Genomic DNA, 16,204 nt, shown 5'->3' on the forward strand with positions numbered 1-16,204 from the left:
GGTATCAACTTTTGGCGTTGATTTTTGGCACGCTGTTGAGTTCTCAAGGAACGGACGCTTCCTTTGTACTCACCCTCTCGGGCTTTCCTCCGGGCTTTCGTTCTGTTCTGTTCTTGCGTTTCCGACTCTATCAGACTCTCTCGGGCCCGATTTCCTCGGTGCTTTCCAGGTCCTGCGCTTTCGCGCTTTTCCCTTTCCAGCGATTCCGACTCTATCAGAAGCTTTTCACCGGATTTCCCGGCTTCGAAGTCTGAAGGAAGAGTCGAGTGTGCCCACTTGGAATTCAATTCCTGGGGGCGAGATGAGACTTTAAACCATCACTGCCGAACTTGTCCAGTTCGAGGCAACCGTTCGAATCTACCTCACCGCATCTGCCGTGTCAACGGGGTTTGCGGGACGACGAGGAGACTAGCAGCTCGGCAGGGGCCGGCGCACATCAGGCGGCGGTGGGCAGGGTTGCCGTCCGGTCGGCTTCCTCCACGTCGCCGGTCTCGCCGGCGCGGGCGGCGCGGCCGCCCAGGACGTAGACGTAGAGGAGGAAGGCGGCCTCGGCGGCGATGCCGATGGCGATGCGGGCCCAGGTGGGGAGGCCCGAGGGCGTGACGAAGCCTTCGATCAGGCCGGAGACGAAGAGGACCAGGGCCAGGCCGATGGCCATGCCGAGGGCGGCGCGGCCCTGTTCCGCGAGGGCGGTGCGGCGGGTTCGGGGGCCCGGGTCGATGACGGTCCAGCCCAGTTTCAGGCCGGTGCCCGCGGCGACGAAGACGGCCGTCAGTTCGAGCAGGCCGTGCGGGAGGATCAGGCCGAGGAAGACGTCGAGGCGGCCGGCCGAGCTCATCAGCCCGAGACCGACGCCGAGGTTGGCCATGTTCAGGAAGAGGATCCACAGCACCGGGATCCCGAGGAACGCCCCGAACACCAGGCAGATCGCCGCGGCCCGGGCGTTGTTCGTCCAGACCTGGGCGGCGAAGGAGGCCGCGGGGTGGCTGGAGTAGTACGTCTCGTACTTGCCGCCGGGCTCGGTGAGCTGCTTGATCTCGGTCGGGGCCGCGATGGCTCCCTGCACCTCGGGGTGGGTGGCTATCCACCAGCCGATGAGCACGCCGAGTGCCGTGGCGAGGAGTGCGGTGGGTATCCACCAGCGGCGGCTCCGGTAGACGGCCGCCGGGAAGCCCTCGGTGAAGAAGCGGGCCGCGTCCCGCCAGCTCGCGCGTCGGGTGCCCGTCACCGTGGAGCGGGCGCGGGCGACGAGCTGGGTGAGGCGGGCCGTCAGCATCGGGTCGGGTGCGCTCGACTGCACGAGGGAGAGGTGGGTGGAGGTGCGCTGGTAGAGCGAGACGAGTTCGTCGGCCTCCGCTCCGGTGAGCCGCCGGCCGCGGCCGAGGAGCTGCTCCAGGCGAGCCCACTCCGCCTGGTGGGCCGCCACGAAGACGTCGAGATCCATCCGGTTACCGCTCCCCTGCCCCAGGCCACCCGATTCGGCTTACTACTCCTGTGGTCAGCTTGGCAGACTGGGCCCCACAGGGGCGGGTCAGGTCGGTGAAAGGTGAGCTCGTGAGCGATCTGGTGACGGGGGACGCGGTCGTTCTGGGGCTGCGGCCCGCGAGGCTGCCGAGCCGGGCGCTCGCGATCCTGGTCGACCTGGCCGTGTACCTCTCCGGGTACGGGATGATCTCGATCGGTCTGACCGTCGCGACGTACGGTCTGGACAACGCCCTCCAGGCCGCCGTGGCCGTGGCGAGCTTCGTGTTGCTGCTGGTCGGCGTGCCGATAGCCGTGGAGACGCTGACCCACGGGAGGTCGTTGGGGAAGTTGGCGTGCGGGTTGCGGGTGGTGCGCGAGGACGGTGGGCCGATCCGGTTCCGGCACGCGCTGGTGCGCGGGGCCATGGGGGTCGTGGAGCTGCTGATGACCTTGGGAGTGGTGGCCTGCATCGCCTCGCTGGTGTCGGAGCGGGGTCGGCGGCTCGGCGACGTGTTCGCGGGGACGCTGGTGATCCGCGAGCGGGTGCCGGGGAACCGGGTGATGCCGGTGCCCCCGCCGCCGCCGTGGCTGGCCGGGCGGTTCACCGCGCTGGACCTGTCGGCGGTGCCGGACGGGCTGTGGCTGGCGGTGCGGCAGTACCTGACGCGGATGGACCAGCTGGATCCGCAGATGGGTGCGGCGTTGGCGGCGCGGCTCGCGGACGACGTGGTGGCCAGGACCGGGACGCCGCCGCCGGCCGGGGTGCCGGCCGCCGCGTTCCTGATGGCGGTGGTGCACGAGCGGCAGTCGCGGGACGCCGCCCGTGCCTTCGGGGCAACGGCTCAGGCCGCGCAGGCGATGGCGCCGCCCGTCGTGCCGGTCGGGGCGCCGGTGGCTCCGTACCCGTACGTGGCGCCGGCCGCGCCCGTGGTTCCCGTGGCGCCGGCCGCGCCCGTCGCTCCGGTCGTGCCCGCGGCGGCGCCCGCGCCGCGGAGCGGGTTCGCGCCGCCCGCCTGAGCGGGGTTCGGCTACCCGGCCTCGAAGGTGGAGGGCGGGGTCTCCAGGTGTTCGAGCTCGATGCCGGGCGCCGAGAGGACCACGTCGCCCGCGATGTGGACGGTGTGCACCTCGCCGGTGTCCAGGGCGGTCACCCGGTACTCGTCCACCAGTAGCGGACCGCTGTCCGTGGCGTGCTCCTCGCGGCGGAGCAGGGCCCACGCCTGGTCGACGGTACGGGCCGCGAGGACCGGGTCGGTGAGGGCGACGAGGCGGACCCGGGTGGCCGGGGCGCCGGGGGCGAGGCGCAGCAGCCGGGCGGTGGCGATGAGGAAGGCCGGTGAGGTGCCGGTGAACCCGGGGGCGTTGACGTTGCCCTCGGTGGCCTCGGAACCTGTGGGGTCGGTGCGGACCCAGGTGACGCCGTCGATGGCCGCGCCGCGGAGCTGCCAGCCCGCCGCGTTGAGTTCCAGCCGGATGGGGCGGCCGAGTTCGTCGACGGCCAGGTCGACCGAGCCGCGGTGTTCGCCGTCGGGGAAGGTCAGCTGGGCTACGTAGCGCCAGCCGGACGGGCCGGGCGCGCAGTGGAAGTGCTCCTCGCCGAGGGGGGCGTGGTCGTGCGGGTCGTGGAGCGAGTACCGGCCGCGTGGCATCGACGCGCTTTCTGGGAGGGGGACGGGTGTCGGGATACGGGGCAGGCCCCCGGCACGGATGCCGGGGGCCTGCTTCAGCCTCTGCTGATCAACGGGTGATCAGGATCAGTAGCGGTAGTGGTCCGGCTTGTACGGGCCGTCGACCTTGACGCCGATGTACGCGGCCTGCTCCGGGCGCAGGGTGGTGAGGCGGACGCCGAGGGCGTCGAGGTGCAGGCGGGCGACCTTCTCGTCGAGGTGCTTGGGCAGCACGTAGACGTCGGTCGGGTACTCGGAGGGCTTGGTGAAGAGCTCGATCTGGGCCAGGGTCTGGTCCGCGAAGGAGTTCGACATCACGAACGACGGGTGGCCGGTCGCGTTGCCCAGGTTGAGGAGGCGGCCCTCGGACAGGACGATGAGGACCTTGCCGTCGGGGAACTTCCAGGTGTGGACCTGGGGCTTGACCTCGTCCTTGACGATCCCGTCGATCTTGGCCAGGCCGGCCATGTCGATCTCGTTGTCGAAGTGACCGATGTTGCCGACGATGGCCTGGTGCTTCATCTTGGCCATGTCGGCGGCCATGATGATGTCCTTGTTGCCGGTCGTGGTGATGAAGATGTCGGCGGTCTCGACGACGTCGTCGAGGGTGGCGACCTGGTAGCCGTCCATCGCGGCCTGCAGCGCGCAGATCGGGTCGATCTCGGTGATGATCACGCGGGCGCCCTGGCCGCGCAGGGACTCGGCACAACCCTTGCCGACGTCGCCGTAGCCGAAGACGACCGCGACCTTGCCGCCGATGAGGACGTCGGTGGCACGGTTGATGCCGTCGATGAGGGAGTGGCGGCAGCCGTACTTGTTGTCGAACTTCGACTTGGTGACGGCGTCGTTCACGTTGATCGCCGGGAACAGCAGCGTGCCCTCGGCCATCATCTCGTACAGGCGGTGGACACCGGTGGTGGTCTCCTCGGTGACGCCGCGGACCTCGGACGCGAGCTGCGTCCACTTCTGCGGGGTCTCGCCGAGGGTGCGGGTCAGCACCGCGAGGATGTGGGCGTACTCCTCGGAGTCGGCCGTGGACGGGTCCGGGACGGCGCCGGCCTTCTCGAACTCGACGCCCTTGTGGACGAGGAGGGTGGCGTCACCACCGTCGTCGAGGATCATGTTCGGGCCGCCGGTGGGGGTGTTCGGCCAGGTCAGCGCCTGCTCCGTGCACCACCAGTACTCCTCCAGCGTCTCGCCCTTCCAGGCGAAGACGGGGACGCCCTGCGGGTCCTCGGGGGTGCCGTTCGGGCCGACCGCGATGGCGGCGGCCGCGTGGTCCTGGGTGGAGAAGATGTTGCAGGAGGCCCAGCGGACGTCGGCGCCGAGGGCGACGAGGGTCTCGATGAGCACGGCCGTCTGCACGGTCATGTGCAGGGAGCCCGTGACGCGGGCGCCGGCCAGCGGCTGCGCCTCGGCGTACTCGCGGCGGATCGACATCAGACCCGGCATCTCGTGCTCGGCCAGGGTGATCTCCTTGCGGCCGAACGCGGCAAGGGAAAGGTCTGCGACCTTGAAGTCCATGGGTGCTGCTCCTCATGGTTCGAGAGGGTGGGTACGGCTGAGCCGCGCGCCGTCCGTGCCTGGGCAGGGCGGGGCACCGAGCACAGTCCGTCGGGGGCCCTCTCTCCCCTCGGCCGGTCACGGGGACCGCCCGACCGCCATCAGCAGCGACGCCTGACACTGATGACGAATCTACACCGATCGGCGGAGCCCGCCCCAGTCGGCCGGGAAACAAGTCGCCGCCGTTTCGGGGACCTCCGGCGGAACGGTTCGGGGCCTTTCGGACTTTTGATCCGCCTCTTATGTGGGGGAGGATGCCAAGGGATCGGGGCGCAAGCGCGATCTCGTTGGACCACGGCGTGAAGGAGATTCCAGTGACCAGTCCAGCCGGCCGTCCCGGTGACGGAGGAGCGAGCGGGCCCGAGCGCCTGAAGCTGCTCGCCGTCACGGCGTGCCCCACGGGCATCGCGCACACCTACATGGCCGCCGAGAAGCTCCAGCAGGCCGCGGCCGAGCTGGGCGTGGACATGAAGGTGGAGACCCAGGGCTCGATCGGGGCCGAGAACGTCCTCTCTGACAACGATGTCAGAGAGGCGGACGGGATCATCATCGCCGCCGACAAGGAGGTCGACCGGGAGCGCTTCGCCGACAAGCGCGTGCTGTCGACGGGCGTCGCGGACGGCGTCCACAGGCCGAAGGAACTGATCGAGCGGGTGCGGCACGCGCCGGTCCAGGAGGGCACGGCCGCGACGGCGGGCGGCGGGGCCGGGGGCAAGGAGCGCAGCCTGGCCTACAAGGCGCTGATGAACGGCGTCTCGTACATGATCCCGTTCGTGGTGGTCGGCGGTCTGCTGATCGCGATCGCCCTCGCGCTGGGCGGTCACGCCACGGCCGAGGGGTACGCGGTCACCCCCGGCACCTTCTGGGACCACGTCTTCCAGATCGGCGCCCTCGGCTTCACCCTGATGATCCCGATCCTGTCCGGCTACATCGCGTACGCCATCGGCGACCGGCCCGCGCTGGTGCCCGGCATGATCGGCGGGTTCATCGCGAACACCGGCGCCCTCTACGACTCCGAGTCGGGCGCGGGCTTCATCGGCGCGATCGTGACGGGTTTCCTGGCCGGCTATCTGGTCCTGTGGATCAAGAAGGTCAAGGTTCCCAAGGTCGTCCAGCCGATCATGCCGATCATCGTGATCCCGATCGTCGCGACGACGGCGCTGGGCCTGTTCTTCATCTACGTCGTCGGCAAGCCGATCTCCTGGGTGTTCGAGAGCCTGACGAGCTGGCTGTCCGGCATGACCGGCACCAGCGCGATCCTGCTCGGCGCCCTCCTCGGCCTGATGATCGCCTTCGACATGGGCGGCCCGGTCAACAAGACGGCCTTCCTGTTCGGCACGGGGCTCATCGCGTCCGGGAACTACGCGGTCATGGGCATGTGCGCGGCGGCCATCCCGGTCATGCCGCTCGGCCAGGGCCTGGCGACGGTGCTGCGCCGCAAGTCCTACTCCGAGCAGGAACGCGACACCGGCATGGCCGCGCTCTTCATGGGCGTGTTCGGCATCTCGGAGGGCGCGATCCCGTTCGCGGCGGCCCGGCCGGCCATCGTCATCCCGGCGAACATGCTCGGCGGCGCGGTGGCGGGTGCCATCGCGGGCGTCGCGGGCGTCGGTGACCACGTGCCGCACGGCGGTCCGATCGTCGCCGCGCTGGGCGCCATCGGCGGGGTGGGCTGGTTCCTCGTCGCGATCGCGGCGGGCACCGTGGTGACCGCCCTGACCACGAACGCGCTGATCGGGATCAAGGAGCGCCGCGCCGCCGGCACTCCCGCCCCGGCGCGGCCCGTACCGGCCGGTGCGGGTGCGGTGCCGGACGCCGTCCCGGCTGCGGGAACGGGCGCGGCCGCCTCGGGCGGCGGCGTCGGGACCGGCGGGACCGCCGTGCTGACGAGGCCCGCGCCCGCCCCGGCCGTGGCGGAGCCTCAGGAGGTGCTGTCCGGCTACCTCACGGAGCGGACGGTCAGGACGGAACTCGTCTCGGACTCCAAGGAGGCCGCGATCCGGGAGATGGCGGAGATGCTGGCGAGCACCGGCAACGTCCGGGACGTGGAGGAGCTCGTACGGGTCGCCCTCGCGAGGGAGGCCCAGGGGACGACGGGGCTCGGTGAGTCGATCGCGATCCCGCACGCCAAGACGGACGCGGTGACGCGGCCCACGGTCGGCTTCGCCCGGTCCGGCGAGGGCATCGAGTGGGGCGCCCTGGACGGGACGAAGGCCCGACTGGTCTTCATGATCTCGGTGCCGGAGGCCGCCGCCGGCGACGAGCACCTGCGGATCCTGGCGTTGCTGTCGCGCAAGTTGATGGACTCCGCATTCCGGGACCGGCTCCGGTCCGCGCCGGACGCGCCGGCCGTCCTGGAGGTGCTGCGCGAGATCCGTTAGCCGCCGCGCGGCCGTGGCCCGGCGCGGGTCCGGACGTACGAGGGCCCCCGCGACCGTTCGGTTGCGGGGGCCCTCGTACGCGTGCGGTGCGCTCCGGGTCACTTGCCCCCGGCGGCCTCGGCTGCCGGGTCGAAGACGTCCGGCTCCAGGTAGATCACGCGGGCGATCGGCACGGCCTCGCGGATGCGGGCCTCGGCGGCGTTGATGGCCTTGGCCACCTCCGTCGCGGTGTCGTCGTGCTCGACCGCGATCTTCGCGGCGACCAGCAGCTCCTCGGGGCCGAGGTGCAGGGTGCGCATGTGGATGATCCGGGTGACGACGTCGCCGTCGACGATGGCGGCCTTGATCTTCTCGACCTCGTCGACGCCGGCGGCCTCACCGAGCAGCAGCGACTTGGTCTCGGCGGCCAGCACGATGGCGATGATGATCAGCAGGATGCCGATGCACAGCGTGCCGATGCCGTCCCAGACGCCGTTGCCGGTGGCGAGGGCGATGCCGACGCCGCCGAGTGCCAGCACCAGGCCGACGAGGGCGCCGAGGTCCTCCAGCAGGACGACGGGGAGTTCGGGGGCCTTCGCCCGCTTGATGAACTGGCTCCAGGTCTGTCCACCGCGGACCTCGTTCGACTCCTTGATCGCGGTGCGGAAGGAGAAGGACTCCGCGATGATCGCGAAGATGAGGACGCCGACGGGCCAGTACCAGGCCTCGATCGGGTGCGGGTGGTTGATCTTCTCGATGCCCTCGTAGATGGCGAACATGCCACCGACGGTGAAGAGCACGATGGAGACGAGGAAGGCGTAGATGTAGCGCTCGCGTCCGTACCCGAAGGGGTGTTGGGGGGTCGCCTCGCGCTTCGCCTTCTTGCCGCCGAGGAGCAGCAGTCCCTGGTTGCCGGAGTCGGCCAGCGAGTGGACGCTCTCCGCCAGCATCGACGAGGAGCCGCTGAAGAGGAATGCCACGAATTTGGCTACGGCGATGGCGAGGTTGGCGGCGAGTGCCGCCACGATCGCCCTGGTACCGCCCGACGCGCTCATGGGTGCTGGATGTCCCTTCCTAGCCACTGACTACGGCGGCACATTGTGTCAGGCGATCGTGGCGGCGGCGCTACGTCAGATCACCACGGTGGCACGGAAGACGGTGCCCGATCCGGACAGTTCGACCTTTTCGCCCGCCGGGACGAAGACCGACTCACCCGGCGCGAGGGTCAGTCCGCCCGCCTTGGGGGCGCCGGCCGTGCAGAGCAGGATCTGCGGGGTGGCGTCGGGGAGTCGCTGGGGGGCGCCCCCGGGCGCCAACAGGAAGCGGGAGAGGCGGAACTCGTCGATGGGGGTCTCGTAGACCTCCTCGCCGTCGGCCTCGGGGCGCATGATGCCCGGGGCGCTCGGCTCGAAGTTGACGACCTTGAGCAGTTCGGGGACGTCCACGTGCTTGGGGGTCAGCCCGCAGCGCAGCACGTTGTCCGAGTTGGCCATCAGCTCGACGCCGAGGCCGTCGATGTAGGCGTGCGGGATGCCCGCGCCCAGGAACATGGCCTCGCCGGGCTGGAGCCGCACGTGGTTGAGCAGCATGGCCGCGATCACGCCCGGGTCGCCGGGGAACTCGTGGACGAGACCCGCGTACGGGGCGTACGGGCCGCCGAGGCGTTCGGCGGCGGCCGCGGCCTCGGTGACCGTACGGGCCATCTCGGCGCGGTCCGCGGTCAGTACGGCGGTGAGGACCTCGCGCAGCGCCGCCTCTTCCGGGTGGGCGCGCAGCAGGTCGGCGTACGGCTTGAGGGAGTCGACGCCCAGGCCTTCGAGCAGCGCGGCGGCCTCCAGCGGCGGGCGGAAGCCGCACAGGCCGTCGAAGGGGGTGAGCGCGCAGATCAGTTCGGGCTTGTGGTTGGCGTCCTTGTAGTTGCGGTGGCCCGCGTCGATGGGAACGCCGCGACGCTCCTCGTCCGCGAAGCCCTCCTTGGCCTGGGTCAGGTCGGGGTGGACCTGGACGGAGAGGGGGGCGCCCGCGGCGAGGATCTTGAGCAGGAAGGGCAGGCGGGGACCGAACTTGGCGACGGTGGCGGCACCGAGCTCGCCTTCGGGGTCTGCCGCGATGACGTCCGCGAGGGTGGTGCCGCCCGCGCCGCGCTCCAGCCGGGAGGGGGCGCCGGGGTGGGCGCCCATCCACATCTCGGCCTGCGGTTCACCGGTGGGCTCGACCCCCAGGAGGGTGGGGATGGCGGTGGTGGATCCCCAGGCGTAGGGGCGGATCGTGTTCGTCAGGCGGTCCATCGTCGTCTTCCTGGATCTGAAGTGTGGGCGGGCACGGGTCCGTGCCTCAGGCGTGGCCCCGGCTCGTCAGCGCCAGGTAGGCGGTGGCGAAGTCCGTGACGGCGAGGAGTTCGGCGAGCTGTTCGAGTTCCCCGCCCTCCTCCGGTTCGAGCTCGCTGATGGCCGTGTCGTGGCTGAGGGCGAGCTCGCGCGCGGCCGGTGCGGCGGTGAGTCCGCCGGTGGGCCGGTCGCGCAGCAGGACGATGCGGGCGCGGAGGGTACGGGGCTCCTCGACGCGGTCACGGAAGAAGTCGTCGGGGTCCGCGCCCGCGGCGAAGGATCCGGAGAGCAGGACTCCGTGGGCCGGCAGGGCCTCGGGGAGTTCGGCGGCGATGGCGGGCCGCCCGGCGAGCTCGGCGAGGGTGGCGGCGAAGCGGCGGCCGGCGGGGCCCGCGGCGCCTCCCTCGCTCCAGATGAGCGGGAGGGAGTCGGCGAGCTCGGTCGCGAGGGTCTTGGCCGGGTTGGAGTAGGTGACGATGGCGGGGCCGCAGCGTTCGGCGGTGCGGTCGAGCCGGTCGGCGACCCGCTGGAGGGAGTCGGGGGCGGCGGCGACCAGGCCGAGCTTGTCCAGGAGCACGAGCAGCGGGGTCAGCAACGCCCAGAGGGCGCCGGGGCCGGCCGCGGCGGACTCGTCGTACTCCTGGTACGGGGCCTTGGCCATCGGTACGAGGACCCCGTGCGCGCCGTCGACGGCCTCGCCGAGCGGGGAGCGTTCGGGGGCGACGGCGACGACGCTGCTGCCGCGCCGGTAGGCCTGCTCGGCGAGGACGGCGAGTCCGGGCTCGGTGCCGTCGGTGGTGACGATCAGCAGCAGGTCGACGGGTCCGGCCCAGCCGGGGAGCGCCCAGCGCAGGGCCCCGGCGGCGTGCGCGACGCCGGTCGGGTGGAGCCGGATGACGGGGGCCGAGGCTCCGGCGAGGGCGCCGAGGAGGTCGGCGACGCCGGTGGCGGCGGTGCCGGGGCCCGCGATGAGCACCGCGCGGGGGCGGCCGTCGGGGCGCAGGTCGGCGAGGCCCGCCTCGGTCGCGTGCCGTGCGGCGGTACGGACTCTGGCCCCGGCGTCGGCTGCGCCGCGGAGCAGGCCGCGGCGGTCGGCACGGGCGAGATCGTCCGGTGCGTCGAGGAGTGACTCGTCGAGCATGGCGGCCTCCGGCGGTGTTGACGGGTCCGGGGTGGCGGAACCGGTCTCAGCGTCTGCGGTCTGCGCGGGGGGTGCGGGAGCGGGGTCCGACTCAGGCGGGGCGGCGGGCCTCGTCGACGAGGAGGACCGGGATGCCGTCGCGGACCGGGTACGCGAGGCCGCAGTCCCGGCCGGTGCAGATCAGCTCGGGTGCCGTCTCGTCGGCCGACTTGTCCTCCAGGGACGCGTGGCAGGCGGGGCAGGCGAGGATCTCCAGGAGGCCGGCTTCGAGCGGCATGGGGCGGTTCCCTTCGGGATGCGGATCGGGCGAGGTCAGCGTACCGCCGAGTTACTCGCGGCGCGGCCCTGAGGGGCGGTCCGGTCGGGCCGTCCCCGACCCCGGGCCCGTGGGACGGGGTCGGGGTCGGGGGCCGTGCGTGGGTCAGGCGCGGACGAGCGCGAGGACCTCGTCGCGGACCTTGTCCAGGGTGGCCTCGTCGCGGGCCTCGACGTTGAGGCGCAGGAGCGGCTCGGTGTTCGAGGGGCGCAGGTTGAACCACCAGTCGGCGGCGGAGACCGTGAGGCCGTCCAGCTCGTCGAAGGTGACGCCGTCCCGGGCGGCGAAGACGGCCTTGACGTCGGCGGTGCGGCCGGCCTGGTCGGCGACGGTCGAGTTGATCTCGCCGGAGCCGACGTAGCGGTCGTATTCGGCGACGAGGGCGGACAAGGTGCCCTCCTGGCCGCCGAGGGCCGCCAGGACGTGGAGCGCGGCGAGCATGCCGGTGTCCGCGTTCCAGAAGTCCTTGAAGTAGTAGTGCGCGGAGTGCTCGCCGCCGAAGATGGCGCCGGAGGCGGCCATCTCGGCCTTGATGAAGGAGTGGCCGACGCGGGTGCGGACGGGGGTGCCGCCCTTCTCGCGCACGACCTCCGGCACGGACCACGAGGTGATCAGGTTGTGGATGATCGTGCCCTTGCCGCCGTTGCGGGCCAGCTCGCGGGCAGCGACCAGGGCGGTGATCGCGGAGGGGGAGACGCCCTCGCCGCGCTCGTCGACGACGAAGCAGCGGTCGGCGTCGCCGTCGAAGGCGAGGCCGAGGTCGGCGCCCTCGGCGATCACGCGGGCCTGCAGGTCGACGATGTTCTTCGGGTCGAGGGGGTTGGCCTCGTGGTTCGGGAAGGTCCCGTCCAGCTCGAAGTACATCGGGACGAGGTCCAGCGGGAGGCCCTCGAAGACGGTGGGGACGGTGTGGCCGCCCATGCCGTTGCCCGCGTCGACGACGACCTTGAGCGGGCGGATGGCGGTGAGGTCGACCAGGCCCTTGAGGTGGTCGGCGTAGCCGACGAGGGTGTCCTGCTCGGTGATGGTGCCCGGGACGGTGCCGGCGGGGATCGCGGGGGCGCCCTCGTCGGTCCACTTCTCGGCGAGCTCGCGGATGGTGGCGAGGCCGGTGTCCTGGCCCACGGGCGCCGCGCCGGCGCGGCAGAGCTTGATGCCGTTGTACTGGGCCGGGTTGTGGGAGGCCGTGAACATCGCACCGGGCAGGTCCAGCTTGCCGGAGGCGTAGTACAGCTGGTCCGTGGAGCACAGGCCGATCAGGGTGACGTCGACCCCGCGGGCGGCCGCGCCGCGGGCGAAGGCGGCGGACAGGCCGGGCGAGGAGGGGCGCATGTCGTGACCGATGACGATCGCCGTCGCTCCGGTGACCTCGACGAAGGCAGCACCGAACAGCTCGGCCAGGGGCTCGTCCCACTCGTCCGGTACGACGCCACGTACGTCGTAAGCCTTGACGATGTTCGAAAGATCTGCGGCCACTGCCTGCCCTCCTGAAGGTTCTGTGCGGTGGAGCAAACCTACCTTGTGGGGGAGAACCGCTGTTCGGACGATCCGTGCGTCAGGAGTCGGGCGAACGCAGGACGCGCAGGTGTCCGCGGCGGGTCTCGCCGGGGCTCTGCGGGCGGGGACCGGAGCCGCCGGCCTCGGCCGCGCGCTCGGGCGGACGGGCGGCCTCACGGACCGCGTTGGCCAGGGCTTCGAGGTCGTCCCCGCTGGGGCGGGACGGGCCGGAACCGTCCGAGAGGCGCACGACGTCCCAGCCGCGCGGGGCGGTCAGGCGCTCCGAGTGCTCGGCGCACAGGTCGTAACAGTGGGGTTCGGCGTAGGTGGCGAGCGGGCCGAGAACTGCGGTCGAGTCGGCGTAGACGTACGTCAGTGTGGCGACGGCAGGGCGGCCGCACGCAGTGCGCGAACAGCGACGTACAAGGCTCACGACGTTGGACGGTACCGCACTCTTGACCGGGCCGCGACGACTCTCCCGCTGGTCACTCACCCGTGTCGTGCTCACCGGGCCCCGGAATCAAGGGGCTTCGCGTCCGCGGGGGTGCCCGATCCGGGCCGTAGCGGCGGGGCCGTGAGGCCGGCGCGACACCCGGTCGTGGCCGGATCGAAGCCCTGCCGGGCGGCGGGGTGAGGGCTACGCTGCGGGGGTGACGGACAGCGCCCTTCCTCCCCGCCCGACCCCTTCCGCCGAGACCCCGCACGCGCCGGGTCCGCGGCGCCGCGACCGGCACGGACGGGGGATGCGCGGGCCGTTGGCGCCGCCCCAGGTGCCGCTGGCGGCGAGTCGGGCGGAGCTGTTCGGTGACCACGTACGGGATTCGGTGGAGCGGCTGGAGCGGCGCTGGCCGCAGCTGGACGAGGTGGAGTTCGTCGTCGCGGACGTGCCCGGCCCGCCGGGCGGCCCGGAGAGCGGCTGGAACGACGAGGCGGTGCCGTTGGGCGGCCTGATCGAGGCCCGTGACGGGCGGCCGGCGCGGATCGTGGTGTTCCGGCGGCCCGTGGAGATCCGGGCCAAGACGCGGGACGAGCGGGCGCTGCTGGTGCACGAGATCGTGGTGGAGCAGGTGGCGGAGCTGCTGGGGCTCTCGCCGGAGACGGTGGACCCGCGGTACGGGCAGGACTGAGCCCGCGCCGGACGGCCGACCGGGGCCCGACGCGGGCCGACGCAGACCCACCGCAGACCCGACGACCTGGCGGACGCTCAGCGGACCAGGATCGACGGGTCCTCGACGGCCTTCGGGACCGACACCGTGGACTGGTCGTCGGAGAAGGTCTGCACCGTGAACATCGGGATCCCCTCGTGGGGCAGGCTCAGGGTGCGGGCCGCGTGGACCGGCCCCCCGGAGAGCGTCTCGATGGTCAGGGCGTAGGAGCCCTTGCCGCCCGACGGGGCCGGCGGCGGGGTCACGGCGAGGGTGGTGCCCGCCTTGACGGTGAACTCCCGGACCTCCTGCGTACCGCCCTCGGTTCCCGGCGAGGCGGTCATCCGGACCTTCGCGTCGGCGCCGACGGCGGTGAGTGCCGGCGCGGTCGCCCTGTCGTTGCCGTCGGGACGGTTGTCCGCGACGGTCGCCCGCGCGCCGACGGGGGCGCTCGCCGGGATGAAGCCGAGCTCCTGCTTCGTTGCGGTGCCGCGGACCACGCGCAGGGCCGCGACCACCGGTACGACCTTCTTCGCGTCCGTCGGGGCCAGCAGGAGCGAGCCCGCCTCGCCGCGCGTGACGTCGCCCAGGTCGACGCTCGCGGTCATGCCCGCCTTGAGGTGCAGTTGTTCGTTGCCCGCGGGGCTGATCGGGCCGGTCGGCCCGGCCAGCCTCACGTCGAGGTCGGCGTCCTCCTCGCCGGGGGCGAAGGCGACGAGACGGACGGAGGTGGCGTCCGCGGGGATGCCGGGCAGGACGAGGCTGCCCGAGGGGCCGACGGAGGCGGGGAGCCAGTCGGCGCCGACGCCGTCCTCGGCGATCTGCGCGGAGGCGCCGACCCGGCCCGAACTGGTCGTCACGTGGGCGGTGACGGCTGCCAGATGGGCTTCCTGCGCGAGGGAGGACAGCAGGACCTTCACGGTGGAGCGGGGCTCGACGGCGATGACGGTGTCGGCGGTCCCCGGCTTGCCCTTCACCAGCCCTTCGGGGCCGTACAGCTTGATGTCGACCTCGGCGACGGTGTCGTCCGGGTTGGTGAGGTGGACGTAGTCCTGGCGGCCCTTGGCGGTACTGACTCCGGGGAACCAGAAGTCGGTGCCGGGCGCGGTGCAGGAGATGCCGAGCAGGCCGCGGGCCTGGCCGACGGAGACCTTGGTGGTCTGCTGGGCGGTCCAGCCGGGTGCCAGGACCCCCTCGGCGACTCCCGTCAGCGCGGGGGCCTCGGCGCCGGAGGCGGTGGCTCCGACGGGCTTGCCGGGCTCCTTCGGTTCCAGGACGGCCTTGCCGTCCTTGGTCAGCAGCCGGGCCGAGCCGTGACCGCCGGCCTTGCCCGGGGCGAGGGAGGTGTACGTGGTCTCGGCGATGTCCGAGGAGCTGGGCGGGGGGCACACCAGCAGGGACCGCTCCACGGGCATGCGGGAGGCGGCCTCCTGCCGGGCCGCGTTGGCCGGGGCGGGGGCGGGGGCGGTCAGGAAGGCCAGTCCGGTGACGGCGGCCAGCGCCAGCGTCACCGCCGCCGGCGTCAGAAGGGCGCGCTGCTTCACTGCTGGGGGCTCCCGTCCGGACGCGGGTCGTGCTGTCCGTAGGTGTCGTACCGCCGGCCGTACTCGTACGGGTGGGGCTGCTGTTGCTGTTGCTGTTGCTGCGGGAACGGGGGCTGCTGCTGGGGATGGGGGTACGGCTCGGCGTACTCCTGGTACGGGCCGGGCTGTTGCTGCTCCGGCCGCTGCCCCGGCTGCTGTTCGTACGGGTAGGGCGCGTCGTAGGCGTACGCCTCCTCGCCGTACACCGGCTGCGCCGGGATCTGCGCGTACGGGTCGGCGACCCCCTCGGCCGGTGCGGGCTCCGGGGCGGGCGCGGCCCCGGCGCGCAGTCGGCGGGCGCGGCGGCCCTCGCCGGCCTCGGCCGGGCCGGAGCCGACGGGGGCAACGGTGGTGGCGTCCTCGTCGGGGAGGTCGTCGTCGAGGCGGGCGCGGCGGCCCGGGAGGGCCATGACGAGCAGGACGAGGGCGAGCAGGCCCTGTGCCCAGTGCCAGGCGTCGCGGGTGAGGGAGTCCTCGTGGACGAGGTCGAGGCGGCCGCCGTCGCGGGGCAGTTCGAAGCCCTGGGCCCAGCCGTCGAGGGTGGTGGGGGTGAGGGGCTTTCCGTCGAGGGTGGCCCGCCAGCCCGGGTCGGCCCGGTCCGCGACGCGCAGGGTGCGGCCCTCCTCACCGGCCGGGATCTTGGCGTGGGCCTCGACGGGGCCGGCGTCGACGGCGATCGGGGCCCGGCCCTCCTTGCCGTCGAGGACGGTGACGCGGGCGGGCAGCCGCTGGACCTCCCAGAGGGCGGTGCCGTCCTCCTGGTGGCGCTGCTTGAGGCCGGGGGTGCCGTCGAGGACGCGGCGCATCCGGTCGGGGCCGCCGGCCGGGATCATCACGTAGCGGACGGCGAAGGCGCCGAGTTGCTCGGAGTGGTTGGCGCCGGAGCCGGAGACCAGGCCGGCGACGGCCTTGGCGAGACGGGGTTCGCTGCCGGCGGCGGCGAGGAGTTCGGCGTCGCCCAGGCGGGCGCCGGAGCCCCGGACCAGGGTGTAGGAGACGGTGGCGGGCGAGTCGCCGCCGAGGACCAGGGTGCGGGTGCGGTTGCTGTCGGCGGACTGCTCCGCGACGACGGCGGGGACCTGCACGGGGTCGCGGCGGTGGAGCGGCCCGTCGGCTCCGGCGGCGCCCCACAGGGCGGCGG

At 72.5% G+C, this 16,204-nt stretch carries 14 protein-coding genes and 1 pseudogene; 4 read left to right on the forward strand and 11 right to left on the reverse strand.

Annotated features, from left to right (window positions below):
* The coding region (locus tag NOD94_RS34445; RefSeq protein ID WP_281210141.1) for a hypothetical protein at positions 1-254 on the forward strand (254 nt) is incomplete at its 5' end.
* Positions 255-436: 182 nt separating this feature from the next.
* Here the strand turns inward: NOD94_RS34445 and NOD94_RS34450 are convergent.
* Entirely contained in the window at positions 437-1,444 is a 1,008-nt protein-coding gene (locus NOD94_RS34450; protein ID WP_281210142.1) for a stage II sporulation protein M, read from the reverse strand.
* A gap of 110 nt (positions 1,445-1,554) precedes the next feature.
* Here NOD94_RS34450 and NOD94_RS34455 point away from each other — a divergent pair, with 110 nt between their 5' ends.
* Positions 1,555-2,481, forward strand: a complete 927-nt coding sequence (locus tag NOD94_RS34455; RefSeq protein WP_281210143.1) for an RDD family protein — start codon at positions 1,555-1,557, stop codon at positions 2,479-2,481.
* An 11-nt stretch (positions 2,482-2,492) separates the two neighbouring features.
* Here the strand turns inward: NOD94_RS34455 and NOD94_RS34460 are convergent, their stop codons facing one another.
* Both NOD94_RS34460 and ahcY read right to left on the reverse strand, forming a co-directional pair.
* On the reverse strand, positions 2,493-3,113 hold the full coding sequence (locus NOD94_RS34460; protein WP_281210144.1) for a hypothetical protein: 621 nt from the start codon (positions 3,111-3,113) through the stop codon (positions 2,493-2,495).
* Positions 3,114-3,218: 105 nt separating this feature from the next.
* Positions 3,219-4,655, reverse strand: a complete 1,437-nt coding sequence (gene ahcY, locus NOD94_RS34465; protein ID WP_281210145.1) for an adenosylhomocysteinase — start codon at positions 4,653-4,655, stop codon at positions 3,219-3,221.
* Between the two features lie 353 nt (positions 4,656-5,008).
* Between ahcY and NOD94_RS34470 the strand changes: the two genes are divergently transcribed.
* Complete coding sequence (locus NOD94_RS34470; protein WP_281210146.1) at positions 5,009-7,075, forward strand: fructose-specific PTS transporter subunit EIIC; 2,067 nt, start codon at positions 5,009-5,011, stop codon at positions 7,073-7,075.
* A 98-nt stretch (positions 7,076-7,173) separates the two neighbouring features.
* Here the strand turns inward: NOD94_RS34470 and NOD94_RS34475 are convergent, their stop codons facing one another.
* The 6 genes from NOD94_RS34475 to NOD94_RS34500 form a co-directional block, all read right to left on the reverse strand.
* Positions 7,174-8,109 carry a cation diffusion facilitator family transporter gene (locus NOD94_RS34475; protein WP_281210147.1) on the reverse strand — a complete coding sequence of 312 codons (936 nt, stop codon included), beginning with the start codon at positions 8,107-8,109 and terminating at the stop codon, positions 7,174-7,176.
* Between the two features lie 75 nt (positions 8,110-8,184).
* Positions 8,185-9,342, reverse strand: a complete 1,158-nt coding sequence (gene manA / locus NOD94_RS34480) for a mannose-6-phosphate isomerase, class I (RefSeq protein ID WP_281210148.1) — start codon at positions 9,340-9,342, stop codon at positions 8,185-8,187.
* A 46-nt stretch (positions 9,343-9,388) separates the two neighbouring features.
* Entirely contained in the window at positions 9,389-10,522 is a 1,134-nt protein-coding gene (locus NOD94_RS34485) for an SIS domain-containing protein (RefSeq protein ID WP_281210149.1), read from the reverse strand.
* A gap of 91 nt (positions 10,523-10,613) precedes the next feature.
* Positions 10,614-10,799 (reverse strand): Trm112 family protein, encoded by a 186-nt coding sequence (locus NOD94_RS34490; protein ID WP_281210150.1) that lies wholly within the window; start codon positions 10,797-10,799, stop codon positions 10,614-10,616.
* Between the two features lie 144 nt (positions 10,800-10,943).
* Complete coding sequence (locus NOD94_RS34495) at positions 10,944-12,314, reverse strand: phosphomannomutase/phosphoglucomutase (protein WP_281210151.1); 1,371 nt, start codon at positions 12,312-12,314, stop codon at positions 10,944-10,946.
* Between the two features lie 79 nt (positions 12,315-12,393).
* Positions 12,394-12,828, reverse strand: a complete 435-nt coding sequence (locus tag NOD94_RS34500) for a DUF3499 domain-containing protein (RefSeq protein WP_281210152.1) — start codon at positions 12,826-12,828, stop codon at positions 12,394-12,396.
* Positions 12,829-13,078: 250 nt separating this feature from the next.
* Here NOD94_RS34500 and NOD94_RS34505 point away from each other — a divergent pair, with 250 nt between their 5' ends.
* Positions 13,079-13,462 carry a metallopeptidase family protein gene (locus NOD94_RS34505; protein ID WP_281210154.1) on the forward strand — a complete coding sequence of 128 codons (384 nt, stop codon included), beginning with the start codon at positions 13,079-13,081 and terminating at the stop codon, positions 13,460-13,462.
* Between the two features lie 77 nt (positions 13,463-13,539).
* On the opposite strand, the gene NOD94_RS34510 is transcribed toward NOD94_RS34505, so the two are convergent.
* Both NOD94_RS34510 and NOD94_RS34515 read right to left on the reverse strand, forming a co-directional pair.
* Positions 13,540-15,024: a DUF5719 family protein gene (locus NOD94_RS34510; RefSeq protein ID WP_281210153.1), complete on the reverse strand. Its 1,485-nt coding sequence runs from the start codon at positions 15,022-15,024 to the stop codon at positions 13,540-13,542.
* A pseudogene (locus NOD94_RS34515) lies at positions 15,021-16,204 on the reverse strand (family 2 glycosyl transferase); the annotation flags it as partial. The pseudogene NOD94_RS34515 and the gene NOD94_RS34510, both read right to left, overlap by 4 nt.

The organism is Streptomyces sp. Isolate_45, assembly GCF_024721315.2.
Classification (GTDB): Bacteria; Actinomycetota; Actinomycetes; order Streptomycetales; family Streptomycetaceae; genus Streptomyces.